Source organism: Mesobacillus maritimus, from assembly GCF_023715205.1.
Taxonomy (GTDB): Bacteria; Bacillota; Bacilli; order Bacillales; family Cytobacillaceae; genus Mesobacillus_B; species Mesobacillus_B maritimus_C.
Genome location: NZ_JAMBNR010000021.1, coordinates 1 through 15,237, shown reverse-complemented (window position 1 = coordinate 15,237; position 15,237 = coordinate 1). Strand labels below are relative to the sequence as shown.

At 40.6% G+C, this 15,237-nt stretch carries 14 protein-coding genes, 1 rRNA gene and 1 other annotated feature; all 15 genes read right to left on the bottom strand.

Features of this window, described 5'->3' with window-relative positions:
- Position 1 precedes the first annotated feature (1 nt).
- Positions 2 to 745 (bottom strand): 23S rRNA (guanosine(2251)-2'-O)-methyltransferase RlmB, encoded by a 744-nt coding sequence (gene rlmB, locus M3182_RS22655; RefSeq protein ID WP_251560258.1) that lies wholly within the window; start codon positions 743 to 745, stop codon positions 2 to 4.
- Entirely contained in the window at positions 738 to 1,160 is a 423-nt protein-coding gene (locus M3182_RS22650) for a Mini-ribonuclease 3 (RefSeq protein ID WP_251560256.1), read from the bottom strand. Before M3182_RS22650 ends, rlmB begins: the two co-directional genes overlap by 8 nt.
- Positions 1,161 to 1,163: 3 nt before the next feature.
- Entirely contained in the window at positions 1,164 to 2,561 is a 1,398-nt protein-coding gene (gene cysS, locus M3182_RS22645; RefSeq protein ID WP_251435667.1) for a cysteine--tRNA ligase, read from the bottom strand.
- On the bottom strand, positions 2,542 to 3,210 hold the full coding sequence (cysE, locus tag M3182_RS22640; RefSeq protein ID WP_251435663.1) for a serine O-acetyltransferase: 669 nt from the start codon (positions 3,208 to 3,210) through the stop codon (positions 2,542 to 2,544). The genes cysS and cysE overlap by 20 nt, the downstream gene beginning before the upstream one ends.
- Positions 3,211 to 3,356: 146 nt before the next feature.
- Positions 3,357 to 3,578 (bottom strand) — a binding site (T-box leader).
- Between the two features lie 60 nt (positions 3,579 to 3,638).
- The gene (gltX, locus tag M3182_RS22635; RefSeq protein WP_251435660.1) at positions 3,639 to 5,099 is read right to left on the bottom strand and encodes a glutamate--tRNA ligase; all 1,461 of its coding nucleotides are present in this window, start codon (positions 5,097 to 5,099) and stop codon (positions 3,639 to 3,641) included.
- A 26-nt stretch (positions 5,100 to 5,125) separates the two neighbouring features.
- Complete coding sequence (gene ispF / locus M3182_RS22630) at positions 5,126 to 5,602, bottom strand: 2-C-methyl-D-erythritol 2,4-cyclodiphosphate synthase (RefSeq protein WP_251435657.1); 477 nt, start codon at positions 5,600 to 5,602, stop codon at positions 5,126 to 5,128.
- A 46-nt stretch (positions 5,603 to 5,648) separates the two neighbouring features.
- Complete coding sequence (ispD, locus tag M3182_RS22625) at positions 5,649 to 6,338, bottom strand: 2-C-methyl-D-erythritol 4-phosphate cytidylyltransferase (RefSeq protein ID WP_251435654.1); 690 nt, start codon at positions 6,336 to 6,338, stop codon at positions 5,649 to 5,651.
- A 20-nt stretch (positions 6,339 to 6,358) separates the two neighbouring features.
- Positions 6,359 to 7,441 (bottom strand): PIN/TRAM domain-containing protein, encoded by a 1,083-nt coding sequence (locus M3182_RS22620; RefSeq protein ID WP_251435650.1) that lies wholly within the window; start codon positions 7,439 to 7,441, stop codon positions 6,359 to 6,361.
- Between the two features lie 167 nt (positions 7,442 to 7,608).
- Positions 7,609 to 8,682: a DNA integrity scanning diadenylate cyclase DisA gene (gene disA, locus M3182_RS22615; RefSeq protein WP_251435647.1), complete on the bottom strand. Its 1,074-nt coding sequence runs from the start codon at positions 8,680 to 8,682 to the stop codon at positions 7,609 to 7,611.
- Positions 8,683 to 8,687: 5 nt separating this feature from the next.
- A complete protein-coding gene (gene radA / locus M3182_RS22610; RefSeq protein WP_251435644.1) occupies positions 8,688 to 10,067 on the bottom strand; it encodes a DNA repair protein RadA in 1,380 nt (459 codons plus the stop codon).
- A gap of 183 nt (positions 10,068 to 10,250) precedes the next feature.
- Complete coding sequence (clpC, locus tag M3182_RS22605) at positions 10,251 to 12,689, bottom strand: ATP-dependent protease ATP-binding subunit ClpC (protein WP_251435640.1); 2,439 nt, start codon at positions 12,687 to 12,689, stop codon at positions 10,251 to 10,253.
- A gap of 17 nt (positions 12,690 to 12,706) precedes the next feature.
- Complete coding sequence (mcsB, locus tag M3182_RS22600; protein ID WP_251435636.1) at positions 12,707 to 13,777, bottom strand: protein-arginine kinase McsB; 1,071 nt, start codon at positions 13,775 to 13,777, stop codon at positions 12,707 to 12,709.
- Between the two features lie 4 nt (positions 13,778 to 13,781).
- Complete coding sequence (mcsA, locus tag M3182_RS22595; RefSeq protein ID WP_251435633.1) at positions 13,782 to 14,333, bottom strand: protein-arginine kinase activator protein McsA; 552 nt, start codon at positions 14,331 to 14,333, stop codon at positions 13,782 to 13,784.
- Between the two features lie 26 nt (positions 14,334 to 14,359).
- Positions 14,360 to 14,821: a CtsR family transcriptional regulator gene (locus M3182_RS22590; RefSeq protein WP_251435630.1), complete on the bottom strand. Its 462-nt coding sequence runs from the start codon at positions 14,819 to 14,821 to the stop codon at positions 14,360 to 14,362.
- Between the two features lie 293 nt (positions 14,822 to 15,114).
- Positions 15,115 to 15,230: ribosomal RNA gene (gene rrf, locus M3182_RS22585) — 5S ribosomal RNA — on the bottom strand.
- Positions 15,231 to 15,237 lie beyond the last annotated feature (7 nt).

Genomic DNA, 15,237 nt, shown 5'->3' with positions numbered 1-15,237 from the left:
ACTACTGCCCTATAGGATAACGTTTGCGGTGTACCTCATACATTAGCAAAGCTGCTGCTACTGAGGCATTTAAAGATGTAACCTTCCCAACCATCGGAAGACGAAGTAGGAAATCACATTTCTCACGAATGATTCTACCCATTCCTTTTCCTTCACTGCCAATGACAAGAGCGAGTGGCATTGTCCCATCAAACTCGCGGTAATCCTCCTTACCAGCAGCATCTGTCCCTGCAACCCATACGCCACGGTCTTTTAATTCGTCGATCGTTCGTGATAGATTTGTCACACGAACAACCGGGATATGCTCAATAGCCCCTGTTGAGGACTTTGCTACTGTTGCTGTTAGTCCGACCGCTCTTCTTTTCGGAATGATAATCCCATGGGCACCAGTTGCATCCGCAGTCCGCATAATGGAACCTAGATTATGGGGATCTTCAATTTCATCTAATATCAAGAAAAATGGGGCTTCGTTCCGCTTCTCAGCAAGTGCGAATAAATCGTCTAATTCAGCGTACTCATAAGCAGCAACCTGTGCAATAACTCCTTGGTGGCTACCTTCGTACATTTGATCTAACTTCTTTTTAGGGACAAACTGTACAAGCACATTTGCTTCTTTTGCAAGTCTTGTCACTTGTTGCATTTGCCCGCGCTGAGATCCCTCTGCGACTAAAATTTTATTGATTTCACGCTGGGACTTTAATGCTTCAATTACGGGGTTTTTCCCACCGATGTATTCTTCACTCATGATGAACATCCTCCTCTTCAACGATTGCAAATGCAGCTTGAATCAGTTCCTCTAATCGCTGCTGCTTTCCCCCTAAAAATAAATAACCTATCAGTGCCTCAAAAGCAGTACTATAGCGATAAGTTTGGACATCCGTATTTTTCGGCACTGAACCGGACTTTGCATTTCTCCCTCGCCTTAAAACAGCTTGTTCCTCAGCGGTTAAAATCTGTTTTTCATTGAATGCATGAATGATTTTTGCTTGTGCTTTAGCAGAAACAAAGTGAGTAGCCTCACGATGCAGCTTGTTCGGCCTTACCTTCCCGCTCTGCAGCAGGTGATACCGCACATATTTTTCATAGACGGCATCACCCATATAGGCAAGAGCTAGGCTATTTAACTGTTTTTCATCCACTTTTTGATTATACGACAGCATTCTTTATCCTCTTTTCCATCTCGTACCTTGAGCTGTATCTTCAAGAATAATGTTCATGTCTTTTAGTTGGTCACGGATTTCATCTGCTAGTTTAAAGTCTCGGTCTTTTCTAGCTTGGTTTCGTTTTTCAATCAAGGCTTCAATCTCTTCATCTAGTAGTTCATTATTGCCTATCGTGATTCCAAACACACCAAACAATTGTTCAAATTCATGTAAAAATGCATTGATTACTTCTTCTGCCGTATTCTTTTCTAGTAAATAAAGATTCGCCAACTTTGATAGTTCAAACAATACGGATACACCATTTGCTGTATTGAAATCATCATCCATTTCGGTAATAAATTGCTCACGTAGGGCAGAAATTTTATCAAGCCATTCTTGATTGTTATTCGTTAGATTTGTACTAGCACCCACTCGGTGCTGTAAATTTTGATAAGAAGTCTTTAATCTTTCAAAAGCTGCCTTTGTGTTTTCTAACAATTCTTCACTATAATTGATCGGATTACGATAATGAACTGATAACATAAAGAATCTCAACACTTGTGGGTCATGATGTTTAATGATGTCATGTACAAGCACAAAGTTTCCTAATGATTTAGACATTTTTTCGTTATTGATGTTGATATATCCATTATGCATCCAATAGCGTGCAAACGTCTTGCCAGTTAATGCCTCGGACTGGGCTATTTCATTTTCGTGATGCGGGAAAGCGAGGTCCTGACCACCTGCGTGAATGTCAATCGTATCGCCAAGATATTGTTTTGCCATTGCAGAGCATTCAATATGCCAACCTGGTCTTCCTTCCCCCCACGGGCTTTCCCAGGAAATTTCTCCTTCTTTGGCGTTTTTCCATAAAGCAAAATCAAGCGCATCTTGTTTCTTTTCACCAACTTGGATTCTGGCACCAATTTTCAACTCATCAACTGATTGATGTGATAACTTCCCATACTCAGAAAACGCTCTTGTGCGAAAATAAACATCACCGCCGGATTCATACGCATATCCTTTTTCGATTAACGCTTCAATAAATTCAATGATGACATCCATTGTCTCAGTTACACGTGGGTGAACATCCGCTCGCTTGCATCCTAAAGCGGATGTATCCTCAAAATAAGCATCAATAAAGCGATTTGCTATTGTTGGTACATCTTCTCCTAATTCTTTTGCTGCTCGAATCAACTTATCATCTACATCTGTAAAGTTTGAAACAAAGTTTACATCATACCCTCGAAACTCTAGGTAACGTCGAACGGTATCAAAAACGATCGCTGGACGAGCATTCCCAATATGAATATAGTTATAAACGGTTGGCCCACAAACATACATTTTTACTTTTCCTTCCTCAAGTGGGACAAACTCTTCCTTTTGTCGTGTCAGTGTATTAAATATTTGAATTGGCATTCACTTTACTCCTTTCTTCCTTTAACCCTTTTAACTCTTGTTGTAAACCTTGAATTTCCGCTTCAAGCACCTTAAAACGGTCTGCAATCGGATCTGGAAGATCTGAATGATTTAAATCTTTTTTAATTCTCACTCCATCCTGGATGACCACTCTTCCCGGAACACCCACAACAGTAGAATTTGGTGGAACATCTTTAAGAACGACAGAACCGCCCCCGATTTTCGAGTTTTCTCCGATGGTGATGGACCCTAATACTTTTGCACCTGTTGCAATCAAAGCATTATCCATCACTGTCGGATGTCGCTTTCCTTTTTCCTTCCCAGTTCCACCTAATGTTACCCCTTGGTAAATCGTCACATTATCGCCAATTTCACAGGTCTCGCCAATCACCACTCCCATGCCATGGTCGATAAATAGCTTACGTCCGATTTTAGCACCTGGGTGAATTTCAATCCCTGTAAAGAAACGACTGATTTGTGAAATGACTCTTGCAATAAAGTATAGCTTTCGCTTAAATAAGGCATGCGCTAGTCGATGCGACCAAATAGCATGGAGCCCAGCGTAGGTTAAAATGACTTCTAAACGACTTCTAGCAGCAGGATCTTGCTCAAAAACAACATCGATATCTTCCTTTAGTATCTTAAACATCTTTACCATCCCCCAGTATCTCCAAAAATAAATGCAGTGACCTTAATTCAAACCTACAACAGAGTTTGTTTGCTAGATAGGTTCATCCCCCATTCACGAAACCTGTTTGTTATCTAGCAATAAAAAAAGCGCCCCTGTCATCAACTGACAGAGACGCTTACGCGCGGTTCCACTCTGTTTAGGCCCCTTTAAAAACCTCAACTTAACCCTGTTAACGGGAGGACCCGCCCTGAACTAATAAGCTTTAACTGTTCATTCAGAGGCTCCGAGGCGCATTTCAAAAAATGAGAGGCTTAAACCACTTTCAGCCGATGATGGTTCTCTCTTTAAAGCGTCATTTTTCTACTTTTCCTCTTCTACACTTTGTGCTATTTGAATTACTTTTACTATATTATATTTCTAAGATGTTGTTAACTATCTTGATTAAATTATTTCGTTTGGAGTAGACTTTCAACCCGTTCAACAACTTTTTCCTTGCCAAGCAATTCCATTGCAAGCATCAAATCAGGACCATGTGTTTGCCCAGTGACAGCAGCACGAATTGGCATAAACAGCTTCTGTCCTTTATGCCCAGTACCCTTTTGCACCGCTTTAACGGCAGCTTTGATTTGAGGAGCAGTGAACTCAGCTAACGCATCAATTTCCTTTAAGAAAGCCTCCATCACTTCTGGAACTTGCTCTCCTGCCAATACTTCCTTCGCTTCTGCTTCAAATGTTAATTCATCTTGGAAGAATAAAGCGGACATTTCCACGATTTCTGCGCCATAACTCATTTTTTCTTGGTAAAGGGCAATTAAATCACGAACCCACTTATCTTCTTCAGCCGAACGAGCTTCGCTTACCTTCCCTGCCTTAATGAGATGTGGAAGCGCCAATTCAATAACCCTTTCAAGATCAGCCTTTTTCATGTACTGATTGTTCATCCAAGTAAGTTTCTGACGATCAAATAATGCTGGTGATTTGGAAAGACGTTCTGCATCAAACTTTTCAACGAACTCTTCTTTTGAGAAGATTTCTTCTTCGCCAGCCGGTGACCATCCAAGAAGCCCAATAAAGTTAAACAAGGCCTCTGGTAAATAGCCTAATTCCTCGTATTGCTCGATAAATTGAATAATGGACTCATCTCTTTTGCTCAACTTCTTCCGGCTTTCGTTCACAATCAAAGTCATATGACCAAACACCGGTGGCTCCCAGTTAAAAGCATCGTAAATTAATAATTGCTTTGGTGTATTAGAAATATGATCATCTCCGCGGAGCACATGAGAGATTTTCATTAAATAGTCATCGATTACCACTGCATAGTTATAGGTCGGGATCCCATCTTTTTTGACAATAACAAAATCACCGAAACCTTCCGATTCGAATGATACTTCTCCTTTTACCATATCGGTAAAGGTAAGCACTTTATCGGTAGGCACCTTAAAACGGATACTTGGCTTTCTACCTTCCGCTTCAAGTTTCTCTCTGTCTTCTGCTGATAAATGACGACATCTTCCTGAATACTTAGGTGTTTCATTGCGCTCCATTTGCGCTGCACGGTCGGCCTCAAGCTCTTCTTCTGTACAATAACATTTGTAAGCAAGGTCTTTTTCGAACAATTGTCTTGTGTACTCATCATAAATTGCCGTGCGCTCTGATTGACGGTACGGTCCATACTCACCGCCGACATCGATGCTTTCATCCCAATCCATACCTAACCATTTTAGATAATGAAGCTGGCTTTGTTCACCACCTTCAATATTTCTCTTTTGATCGGTATCTTCAATGCGGATGATAAACTTTCCGCCTTGGTTACGAGCAAATAAATAGTTAAATAATGCTGTACGAGCATTCCCAATATGTAAATGTCCCGTTGGGCTTGGGGCATAACGAACTCGAATTTCTGACATTGTAACTCCTCCTAAACTCAATCCACTTAAACTTTCTGTAGCAAGATGACTGCCTGAGCCGCAATCCCTTCTCCACGTCCAGCAAAGCCTAACTTCTCTGTTGTAGTAGCTTTCACATTTACTTGATCAACCGCTCCCTCGAGAAGAGTGGCGATTCTTTCTTTAATTGGTTCAATGTATGGTGCCATTTTAGGCCTTTGAGCAATGATTGTGCAATCAATATTTACAAGACGATAGCCTTTATCCTTTACAATTCCCCATACATGCTCAAGTAGCTTTGCGGAATCCGCATCCTTAAACAATGGGTCTGTATCAGGAAAATGTTTACCTATGTCTCCTTCACCGATTGCTCCTAGAGCGGCATCCGCTATCGTATGTAATAACACATCGGCATCCGAATGGCCTAATAATCCCTTTTCATATGGAATCGTAACTCCTCCGATGATCAGCGGACGACCCTCGGTTAGTTGATGCACATCGAAACCTTGTCCAATTCGAAACATCTGTTAATAGCTCCTTTTAATCAATAATCAGTCCCAATGAAGCTGTTTATCCTAATTGTTTTCGTTTTTTTAATATTGCTTCTGCAAAATAAACATCTTCTGGTGTCGTCAGCTTAATATTATCATAATCTCCCTCAATAATGACGACTTTATGTGGAAGCCTTTCAACAAGACTTGCATCATCTGTCCCAGTAAACTGGTCTTCCACTGCTTTTTCATGAGCGTCTCTAAGAATAGAAATGCGAAAAGCTTGTGGGGTTTGAACCGCCCACAAGCTAGAACGCTCAATTGTCTCAGAAACAACTTGCTGCTCTGCCTTTTTAATCGTGTCCTTAACGGGGACTGCAACAATTGCAGCTCCCACATTCTGAGCCGCTTGTACAAGCTGATGAATCGTCTCTTGGCGAACAAATGGTCTTGCGGCATCATGCACGAGAACGACTCCATCAGCTTGGGCAGCCTTCACACCATTATAAACACTGTCCTGGCGTTCTTTGCCTCCATGAACAAGCTTTGTTACCTTCTGAATCCTATACTCTTTTAATAATTCCTTAAAGGGCTTCTCATCGTCTTGATGAATCGATAAGATAATTCCCTTACATTCTTCATCTTCATCAAATACTCTTAACGTATGAATCAAAATAGGTATTTCTTCAAGCGTCAAAAAAAGCTTATTTCTCCCTGCTCCCATTCGTTTCCCTTGCCCCGCGGCAGGAATAATGACTTGGTAAGCCATAATCTGTTATCTCCTATCCTCTATAGCGCTTTTTCTAGTAATTTTGGTTTGGCAAAAATCATTCTGCCCGCTGAGGTTTGAAGTACACTTGTGACCAAAACCTCAATTCGTTTGCCAATATAATTGCGGCCTTCTTCAACCACAATCATTGTACCATCATCCAAATAGGCAATTCCTTGATTATGCTCTTTGCCATCTTTTATCACTTGGATGTTTAACTCTTCTCCTGGTAAAACAACTGGCTTAACCGCATTTGCCAAGTCATTAATATTTAATACAGCTACACCTTGTAGTTCACAAACTTTATTTAAGTTAAAATCATTCGTTACGACAACCCCGTTTGTTAACTTTGCTAACTTAACGAGTTTGGAATCGACCTCGTGGATGTCTTCAAAGTCCCCTTCATAGATGTCAACTTGAATGGCTAATTCTTTTTGGATTCGATTCAAAATATCAAGACCACGTCGTCCACGGTTACGTTTTAACACATCAGAAGAGTCAGCAATATGCTGCAATTCCTCAAGTACAAACTGCGGAATAATAATCGTACCTTCTAAAAAACCCGTTTGACAAATATCAGCAATTCTTCCATCAATAATGACACTGGTATCAAGAATTTTCCATGTGCTTACTGGTTTTGCTTCGACATCCTCTTCCCCTGACTTTTTCTTTCGACTCGAAAATAGTCCTAGAAGTTCATCGCGTTTTTTAAAACCTACCTGAAAACCAAGATAACCAAAAACAAGTGTTAAGAGTATTGGCGCTACCGTATTAAAAACTGGAACTTGGATCGCATTAAAGGCAAAACCAATTAGAAAGGCAACCAATAATCCAAAGAATAGCCCGACACCGCCAGACAATAAATCGGCTAGTGGCGCTTTAATTAATGACTCCTCAAGCCATTTGATAAAATTGGTTACATAATCAACAGCCCAAAAAGTAATGAAATAAAAAATAAGTGCACCAAGTATAGCAGAAACATACGGATTTGCTAAAAAGGAAATATTCTCGAGTTCAATTAACCAAATTAAATCGGGAATCAAGAATATCCCAAGTGTTCCTCCAATAATTAAGAAACAAGCTTGGATAATACGCCTTAACATCACATCACCTCCTAATTATCATTATAAACAATTTCAAAAAATTGAAACCTTGACTAACCAATTAATTTACCCAACTGTAAAAAAGGAAATGAGTTCACATGAGGCTGTAATAATTACATCTTCATACTTTCATAGAGGCTACTATCTATAGGTTGAAAGAAGAAACCTTAAATATGGCGATCGGATATCAGTTGTTCGAGAATTCGTTTCAGCCCTTCTTTTATCTTTTTCGCCCTAACTTCGCCAATCCCTTCTACTTCATCTAAATCACTTACTGAAGCCGAAACAATTCCACTGAAACCTTGAAAATGATCGACTAAATTCTCGATAATAACAGGCGGAAGGCGTGGAATTTTATTTAACATACGATAGCCTCGTGGACAAATTACCTCTTCAAGATGAACATAACCTTGGTACCCTAATAGCTTTAGCAAAATGGTATCCTCCACTACGCCTGATTTAGCCAACTCTTGAAAGCGGGTCAAAACCTCTTCTGATTTAATCTCCTCATCTTTTACATAATCCTTGATAATTAGATTGGCTTCAATCTCCATATCCGTCATTATCTCCTGCATTTGTAAGCGGATAAGACGGCCTTCAATTCCAAGTTCACTTAAATAAGCTAATAGTTCATTCTTAATTCGTAACACCATCTCAAACCGATGTAGCACTTGCAGCAAATCATTATATGTAACTAATTCTTCAAATTCTAGCAATCCCAAATTGGTGATACTTTGCTCTAATACAATTTTGTATTTTTCAAGTGTTTGGGTAGCAAGATTGGCTTTCGTTAAAATCACAGAGATGTCCTTTAATGAATAGCGCAAATTCCCTTGATATAGCGTGATCACATTTCTTCGTTGTGAAATCGCAATGACAAGTGACCTTGTTTGTTTCGCTACTCGCTCAGCTGTTCGGTGGCGCATTCCTGTTTCAGTCGATGGCACTTCTGAGTTCGGAGCCAGCTGTGCATTAGCAAAAAGGATCTCATTTCCTGTCTCATTTAAAATGATAGCCCCATCCATTTTTGCTAGTTCATACAATGAACTTGGTGTAAACTGACAATTAATCTTAAATCCTCCATCTACCAACTCCTGAACCCGCTCATCAAAACCGACAACAATAAGACCACCAGTATTCGCACGTAGGACATTATCAATACCTTCTCTTAAAGGTGTTCCAGGAGCGATAAATTGTAAAATTTCACTCAAAGCTAGATTTTCGGTTTTTCGATTTTCCAATTCTTTTATCCCTCCAGTGTGACTTTTAGTGCCTCCCCCACAGAGGAAACGCCAACTAAGGCAACTCCTTTCGGTGCCGTCCAACCACCTAGATTATTCTCAGGCAGGATGACTCTCTCGAAACCTAGCTTTGCTGCTTCTTGTACACGCTGTTCAATCCGTGAGACTCGCCGTACTTCCCCTGTAAGGCCGACCTCACCAATAAAGCAATCCGTTGAACGAGTCGGCTTATCGCGGAAACTGGATGCAATGCTAATCGCAACCGCTAAGTCAATTGCCGGTTCATCTAGCTTTACTCCGCCAGCTACTTTTAAATAAGCATCTTGATTAGCCAAGAGCAAGCCTACTCTCTTTTCTAAAACAGCCATCAATAAATTGACCCGATTATGGTCAATCCCTGTTGCCATTCTCCGCGGATTGTTGTAGCTAGATGGGGAAATTAAAGCTTGAATCTCAACTAACACTGGTCTTGTTCCCTCCATTGAGGCTACAACCGTTGAACCTGATGCTCCCTGTGAACGCTCCTCCAAAAAGATTTCTGACGGATTTGCCACTTCTTCAAGTCCTTTTTCCTTCATTTCAAAAATCCCCATTTCATTTGTTGACCCAAAACGGTTCTTTACTGCTCGCAAAATCCGATACGTATGATGACGCTCCCCTTCAAAATATAAGACAGTATCCACCATATGTTCCAGTAGTCGAGGACCAGCGATTGATCCTTCTTTTGTGACATGACCAACAATGAAAATGGCAATTCCGTTCGTTTTGGCAATGCGCATAAGTTCTGCGGTACTTTCCCTTACTTGGGAAACACTACCTGGAGCAGATGTCACTTCAGGATGGAAAACGGTTTGAATTGAGTCCACAATGACAAAATCCGGGGAATTTTTTTCGATTGTCCGGCTTATTTCTTCCAAGTTTGTTTCTGAATAGACAAGTAAGTTTTCAGAGGATATTCCCAAACGTTCCGCGCGGAGCTTGGTTTGCCTTAGAGACTCTTCACCAGATATATATAAGACAGAGTGGTCAATTTTAGCTAATTGATGTGAGACCTGAAGCAAGAGAGTCGATTTTCCAATTCCAGGGTCGCCCCCAATTAACACTAACGAACCTTTGACAACTCCCCCACCAAGGACACGATTTAACTCAACCAATTCCGTTTTAATTCTCGGCTCACTTACTGTCTCGATGCTTGTAATTGGCGTTGCTTTCGCTGCAACTCCCGTTGATGCTGAGTGTTGAAACGCCCCACGCCGACCAGTTCCAACAACTTCAGTTTCTTCGACCATTTTATTCCATTGCCCACAGCCCGGACATCTCCCCATCCATTTAGGAGATTCATAGCCGCACTCCTGGCACATAAATTTTGTTTTTCGTTTCGCCATTTTATTCTTCCCTTCACTTGACTATTACCCTAACTTTTCTATTTTAACCATTTAAACGTAAAACTGTGTTTATCGCTATTAGAAAAAGAAAGGAAAAAGCGAATATTCTATCTGCCTATCCTTATGATTAGCAAAAGAGGTATACGTAACAATACGTATACCTCTTATTATAATTTGGGCTTGTTATTTGTTCAAAGCGGTCTTTGGCGTTTGAACAGTAAATTCATCATTCTCAACGTCAATAATGACTTTTTGCCCTTTAAGCACTGTTCCTTTTAAAAGTTCCTCAGAGAGATGGTCTTCGATATGCTTTTGAATCGCTCTGCGAAGAGGACGAGCTCCATACTCTGGATCATAGCCTTCATTCGCGATTTTTTCCTTCGCACTCTCCGTTAATTCTAGGTCAATATCTTGTTCTTCAAGACGCTTCATTAATTGCTCCGACATAAGAGTAACAATTTGTTTTAAGTGCTCTTTTTCGAGTGCATGGAAAACAATGATCTCATCAATACGATTCAGGAATTCCGGACGGAAGGCACGCTTTAACTCTTCCATCACTTTCCCTTTCATATCTTTGTAGTCTTGCTCCCCATCTTGAATATTAAAGCCAACGTATTTATTGCGCTTTAATGCTTCGGCACCAACATTGGACGTCATAATAAGCACTGTGTTACGGAAGTCTACCGTACGGCCTTTAGAGTCTGTTAAACGCCCATCTTCAAGCACTTGAAGTAAAATATTGAAAACATCTGGGTGAGCCTTTTCAATTTCATCCAAGAGGACGACAGAGTATGGCTTACGACGAACTTTTTCTGTTAATTGTCCACCTTCATCATATCCAACATATCCTGGAGGTGAACCAACTAGACGTGAAGTCGAATGTTTTTCCATGTACTCAGACATATCAACGCGAATCATTGCATCTTCGTCGCCAAACATTGCTTCAGCTAAAGCTCGCGCTAATTCTGTTTTTCCGACACCTGTTGGTCCTAGGAAAATGAATGAACCAATTGGTCGTTTTGGGTCTTTAAGACCCGCTCTCGCACGTCGCACAGCTTTTGAAACAGCTTTAACCGCTTCTTCTTGACCAATTAAGCGCGAATGTAAAATTTCCTCGAGCTTTAGTAGCTTCTGGGTCTCTGTTTCAGCTAATCTTGAAACTGGAACACCCGTCCAGCTGGAGACAACATTCGCAATATCTTCTACTGTGACTTCACTATTTTCTTGCCCTTGTTTTTCTTTCCATGTTTTCTTCGTATTTTCTAATTGTTCACGAAGACGCTGTTCTGTATCTCGTAAAGACGCAGCCTTTTCAAACTCTTGGCTTTGAACGGAAGCATCCTTTTCTTTACGAACTTCCTCGAGTTTTTGCTCAAGTTCTTTTAAATTAGGTGGTGTTGTATAAGAACGAAGACGGACTTTAGACCCTGCCTCATCAATTAAATCAATCGCTTTATCCGGTAAGAAACGATCTGAGATATAGCGGTCAGAAAGCTTCACTGCTGCTTCAATTGCCTCATCAGTAATGGATACACGGTGATGCGCTTCATAACGATCACGTAGACCTTTTAAAATTTGAACAGATTCTTCCGCTGTTGGCTCATCAACAGTAATCGGTTGGAAACGCCTTTCTAAAGCTGCATCTTTTTCAATATATTTACGATACTCGTCAAGAGTGGTCGCCCCAATACACTGCAGCTCACCACGTGCAAGAGATGGCTTTAAAATATTGGAAGCATCAATCGCTCCTTCTGCTCCACCTGCGCCAATCAAAGTATGCAACTCGTCTATGAATAGAATGATATTTCCTGCTTGGCGTATTTCATCCATGACTTTCTTTAAACGGTCTTCAAACTCACCACGGTACTTTGTACCAGCAACAACCGTACCCATATCGAGGGTCATAACTCGCTTATCACGAAGGATTTCAGGAACTTCATTATTGACGATTTGCTGTGCAAGCCCTTCAGCAATTGCTGTTTTTCCAACACCAGGTTCGCCAATTAATACTGGGTTATTTTTGGTACGGCGACTAAGCACCTCAATGACTCTTTGAATCTCTTTGCTTCGCCCAATAACAGGATCAAGACTTCCCTCTCTTGCAATTGCCGTTAAATCCCGTGCAAGGCTATCAAGCGTAGGTGTGTTTGCATTGACTGCGCCTCCGCCTTGATGACTAGATGTTTCGTTGCTCCCTAAAAGTTGTAGAACTTGCTGGCGCGCTTTATTCAAACTAACCCCAAGATTATTTAAAACTCGGGCTGCCACTCCTTCTCCTTCACGAATAAGGCCAAGGAGAATGTGTTCTGTTCCAACATAAGAATGTCCCAATTTTCTCGCTTCATCCATGGAAAGTTCAATAACCTTCTTTGCTCTAGGCGTATAATGGATTGTTTGAGAACCTTCTTGCCCTTTACCTATCAGATTTTCAACTTCCTTTTGAATCTTTTCAGAACCAAGACCTAGTCCGTAAAGTGCCTTTGCGGCGATGCCTTCTCCTTCGCGAACAAGCCCCAACAAAATATGCTCTGTTCCAATATTATTATGTCCAAGGCGAATTGCTTCTTCCTGTGCCAGTGCTAGCACTTTTTGCGCTCTTTCAGTAAACCGTCCAAACATCATAAAGCTCATCCTCCTTATTATTCATTCGATTCCATTTGGATTCTTTCCCTTATTAAAGCCGCTCTGCGGATATCTCTATCATCCGGGCGGAGAGGACCCCCAGCATATTGTTGCAAAAATCCTGGCTGTGTTAAAATCATCAGTTCGTTTAAAATGTTTCTCGAAATATTTTTGATATAACCCATATCAATTCCAAGTCTAACATCAGAAAGACAGCTAGCCGCTTCTTTAGATTCAATGATTCGGCTATTTTGTAAAACCCCAAAGGATCGAAATACCCTATCTTCTAATTGTATGTTCGATGTTTTCGCTAATGCTTCTCTAGCTGACCTTTCCTGAGAAATTATTTGCGCTACAACCCCTTTTAGGTCATCAACAATATCCTCTTCTGACTTGCCAAGTGTAGTTTGGTTTGAGACTTGAAAGATATTACCTAAAGCTTCGCTACCTTCACCATAAATTCCTCTAACAACTAGACCTAATTGATTAATTGCCGGTAAAATTCGATTCATTTGTCTTGTAAGGACAAGTCCAGGCAAGTGCATCATAACCGATGCCCGTAATCCTGTACCAACGTTAGTCGGGCAGCTTGTTAAATAGCCGTATTGTTCATCATATGCATAATTCATTTTTTCTTCTAACCAGTCATCAACATCGTTGGCTACTTTTAATGCCTCTGATAATTGAAGTCCCGGAAACAAACATTGAATCCTTATATGGTCTTCTTCATTAATCATAATGCTAATCTCTTCATTCTCTGATAACAGAAAAGCCCCATTCAGGGAGTTTTCCGCAAGGTGCGGACTGATTAAATGTTTCTCAACTAGCACTCTTTTTTGGAGAGGTTGAATTTCATCCACCTTTAACAGTTCTAATGGGCCAAACTGTGTGGATGGGCCAGCTATAACTCTTTCCCTAATAGCCTGAATGACGGCCTCTGCTGAATCCTTTGTCGCAATGGTAGGAAATTTTATATCACTTAAATTTCTAGCAAGGCGGATACGGGAACTAAGAACTATATCTGAATCGGGTCCATCTTCGCTCATCCAGGAACTCACTGCCTGATTGATAAATCGCTCCAAAGACATACACCTATTCCCCTCCCCTACGTTCTTCTGCCAATTGTTTTTCTAAAGCACGGATTTCATCACGAACATCGACTGCCTTTTCAAACTCTTCTTTCGCAATCAAGTCGCTTAAAGTGTGTTTTAAGGTGGCAATATTTCTTTGCAATTGAATCGTTCCACCAACACGCTTCGGAATTTTTCCATGGTGTGTTGTATTTCCACTATGCAGTCGGCGAGTAACCGGAATTAGATACTCCCGAAAGGTATCATAACAATGACTGCATCCAAACCGTCCCACTTTTAAGAATTGCGGGAATGTCATTGAGCAATTTTCACATTGAAGGACTTCTTCTTGTTGTTGAAATGGATCCTTTGTTTTTGCTTGAAATGGTGAGTCCATATTCAACAACCCTTGTAAAAAGTGATTAATAGAAAATCCCGCTCCTTGATTCATTAAAAACATTTCACCTTGTTCTTGCGCACAACGTTCACATAAATGTAATTCTGTCTTTTCCCCATTACTAAAGTTTGTAAAATGGAGAGTTGCCGGTCTTTCATTACATTCCTGGCAAATCATGCTCTCACCTCGTAACTTACAGAGTATTACTTATATTTTATGGCCATCAGCATAGCCCTAAGCATCCTAGAGCGTAGCTCATCTCGCTGCGGCAATTCCAAATGAAGAACCGAACGATCTAATACACTTTGCATAATCTTTCCTTCCCTAACGGTAATCACTTTTTCCTCGATGAGCCGAAGAATAATACTTTCAGCACTAACTTGAGATATACGGTGATTAACTAAAGCGAGGAGTTGATCAATTAAATGGGCTTCATCATGTGTTTGAACCTTCATAATTCGGATATAGCCACCGCCACCACGTTTACTTTCAACGACATATCCCCGCTCAATTGTAAATCGTGTATTTATAACATAATTGATTTGGGATGGAACGCACTCAAATTTATCGGCAATTTCACTCCGTTTAATTTCAACGAGATCTTGGTCACTCATTTCCAATACCGCTTTTAGGTAATTTTCAATGATGTCCGATATATTCCTCACAGAACCTCCCCCAATCTGACTTTGACTATCTTTGACATTTATTATACATAAAAAAATACCCCTATGCAATTCTGGCGACAGTTCTATTTATGCCCATTTTTACTAAGGGTAAAACCTTATATACTAATTATATTAGTACCCTTGTCCTAAAAAGATAAACGAAATTCGTTCGACAATTATTGAAGGAAAACACAGAAAGGTAACATACTTTCAAACTATTTTATCTACTTAAGTAGATAGAAATTTTCTTTCCAAACAAAAAAAGACAACCAAAATTGGTTATCTTTTCGTTTGCCTGGCGACGTCCTACTCTCACAGGGGGAATCCCCCAACTACCATCGGCGCTGAGAAGCTTAACTTCCGTGTTCGGCATGGGAACGGGTGTGACCTTCTCGCCATCGTCACCAGACTATTTA

Coding starts and splice junctions, on each gene's coding strand:
- rlmB (WP_251560258.1), bottom strand. CDS start 745: ATGAGTGAAGAATACATCGGTGGGAAAAACCCCGTAATTGAAGCATTA.
- M3182_RS22650 (WP_251560256.1), bottom strand. CDS start 1,160: ATGCTGTCGTATAATCAAAAAGTGGATGAAAAACAGTTAAATAGCCTA.
- cysS (WP_251435667.1), bottom strand. CDS start 2,561: ATGCCAATTCAAATATTTAATACACTGACACGACAAAAGGAAGAGTTT.
- cysE (WP_251435663.1), bottom strand. CDS start 3,210: ATGTTTAAGATACTAAAGGAAGATATCGATGTTGTTTTTGAGCAAGAT.
- gltX (WP_251435660.1), bottom strand. CDS start 5,099: ATGTCAGAAATTCGAGTTCGTTATGCCCCAAGCCCAACGGGACATTTA.
- ispF (WP_251435657.1), bottom strand. CDS start 5,602: ATGTTTCGAATTGGACAAGGTTTCGATGTGCATCAACTAACCGAGGGT.
- ispD (WP_251435654.1), bottom strand. CDS start 6,338: ATGGCTTACCAAGTCATTATTCCTGCCGCGGGGCAAGGGAAACGAATG.
- M3182_RS22620 (WP_251435650.1), bottom strand. CDS start 7,441: ATGTTAAGGCGTATTATCCAAGCTTGTTTCTTAATTATTGGAGGAACA.
- radA (WP_251435644.1), bottom strand. CDS start 10,067: ATGGCGAAACGAAAAACAAAATTTATGTGCCAGGAGTGCGGCTATGAA.
- clpC (WP_251435640.1), bottom strand. CDS start 12,689: ATGATGTTTGGACGGTTTACTGAAAGAGCGCAAAAAGTGCTAGCACTG.
- mcsB (WP_251435636.1), bottom strand. CDS start 13,777: ATGTCTTTGGAGCGATTTATCAATCAGGCAGTGAGTTCCTGGATGAGC.
- mcsA (WP_251435633.1), bottom strand. CDS start 14,333: ATGATTTGCCAGGAATGTAATGAAAGACCGGCAACTCTCCATTTTACA.